Raw genomic sequence first — 2,049 nt, forward strand, 5'->3', positions numbered from 1 at the left:
TGGTGAACCGCCGGATGCGGACCCGCATGTCCGGTGGTGTGAGAGGACGGGGGCTAGCCGCCCCCTCCTACTCGATAATGAGAGGGAGCAGGTATGGACATCGAGCAGAGTGAAAGCGGGTTCCGGAGTTTGGAGCGCGTTGCTGACTTATTTTACGCCCTGCGGGTGCGGGAAGCGGCGGGGATGATGGAGGATATGGCCCGACATATTGAGATGGTTCTGAAACGGGATCAGGTGCAAGATACTTCATTTCATGAGGGCGTAATGGAGATTAATCAGTTGTTACAGCTTCTTCTGGTCTGTCTGGGAAACCGGGACTATATTCTTACAGCGGATTTGATTAAATATGAGTTGATCCCCAGATTGAGGGTCTTCAAAAATTGATTTTAACTGGAAGTTGTTGCTGAGAAATCAAGAGTCGGGACTGGCTCCCGGGTCGAAAAGGGGAAGCGACATGTACTTTGAACGGAATCTCGAATACTTGACGGAATATAACCAACACCTCATTGGCGAACTTCTATCGGCGGACACGACAGGCCTGGAGTCCATCCAGGTCACGGATTTGAAGGTGTTTAAGTTGACCGACGATGAGGGAAAAGAGTTTTATTCTGCCAGTATCTACGACCCGTCCTATGAGGCAGAAGTGTTGTTGCGGGATGTGAACTTTGACAACAGCGGTTTTCTGATTATGGGCATTAGTTGCTATGAAGTCATCACTCGGATCTTAGAAAGGAAGACGGAAACGGCTTGGGTGTTCGTCGTTGAGAAGGATGTGCGGCTGGTTCGGGCGTTTCTTGAAGACATGGACCTCGATCCTTTCCTTAAAGATCGGCTTCAGCGGCTCGTTTTTTTTGGTGGAGACATCACAGCGACGGCAGACCATCTCAAACATTTTCTTTACTCGTTGGTAGGTTTTTATTTCCTCCAGGCCGAAGTGGTACGAACCTTTTCTACTTTGCGTAAGGATAGGCAGTATTACGATAAGATCTTTGAGGTGGTCGTCGAAACATTAAGAAATAACGTTTATAACATGGGAAATGATCTGAACGACACACTACACGGGGTGCGAAACGAGCTGCAAAATCTGAAGATGGTTTTGACTCTTCCCCGCCTGCGAGACTTGAAAGACGTCTATGACTGCGTCCCTGTTTTATGTGTGGCTTCAGGACCTTCCCTAGACAAACAATTGCCCCTTTTGCGGCAGGCGAAAGGCAGAAGTTTGATCATTTGTGCCGAATCGGCTTTAAAGGCTCTTCTACGTAACGGTATCGTGCCGGACATCGTCTGTATCTTGGAACGAGGAGCTAATTCTTTCGACCTCAGTCTCAGCGGCATCGACATTCCCGAAGAGACGGCATTGTTCGGCTTGACCATCATTGATTCCAGGATTTTTCCTGCCTGGCCGAAATATGCCGTGCCCTGTTTCAAGGAAAATTTGAGCAATAGTGAGTTCCTGAATTCAGCCCTAGGGGACTTCGGCGCCTTTGTCTCCGGCAATTCTGTTGCTCACATGAGCTATATGTTGGCGGTTTACCTGGGTGGAAATCCGATTGTACTCATCGGGCAAGACTTGGCGTATGGGGAAGATGGTAAGACTCACAGCGAAGATACCGTGTACAATTTGGAAAAGTACGAGGCTGACGAGCGGATGGCCTGGCAGATTCGGGATAGTCTCTATAATGAGAAGATGCTTCATAATCGGACGGTATACTTGGACGGATATTACGGCGGCAAGGTGAAATCCCGGGAACTGTGGCGGCAATTCCTCGTTTGGATGGAGACATTGGTCAATTTTTCACAGGTGCCGACCATTAACGCCACCGAAGGCGGGGTCAAGATCAGGGGCACGATCCAGATGCCGTTTAAGGAGGTCTTGGAGCGGTATTGCACCAAACCTGTCACACCCATCGGCGAAGTGATCGATCGTCTCCCCCCACGGGATGAATCGAATCACAGAGCGGTGTTGTCCCGCGTACACCGAAAGATCTCCGACCTCTTGGAGGAAACGGAGGATTTGGTGGCATATGCGAAAGAAAACCGTGACATTGT

At 49.6% G+C, this 2,049-nt stretch carries 2 protein-coding genes; both read left to right on the forward strand.

Annotation, left to right across the window (positions count from 1 at the left end):
* The first annotated feature begins 93 nt into the window (after positions 1 to 93).
* Complete coding sequence (locus K6T64_RS16750) at positions 94 to 384, forward strand: hypothetical protein (RefSeq protein ID WP_288011377.1); 291 nt, start codon at positions 94 to 96, stop codon at positions 382 to 384.
* 70 nt (positions 385 to 454) lie between these two features.
* The coding region (locus K6T64_RS16755; protein WP_288011380.1) for a motility associated factor glycosyltransferase family protein at positions 455 to 2,049 on the forward strand (1,595 nt) is incomplete at its 3' end.

The organism is Kyrpidia sp., assembly GCF_023512215.1.
GTDB classification, from domain to species: domain Bacteria; phylum Bacillota; class Bacilli; order Kyrpidiales; family Kyrpidiaceae; genus Kyrpidia; species Kyrpidia spormannii.

Coding starts and splice junctions, on each gene's coding strand:
- K6T64_RS16750 (WP_288011377.1), top strand. CDS start 94: ATGGACATCGAGCAGAGTGAAAGCGGGTTCCGGAGTTTGGAGCGCGTT.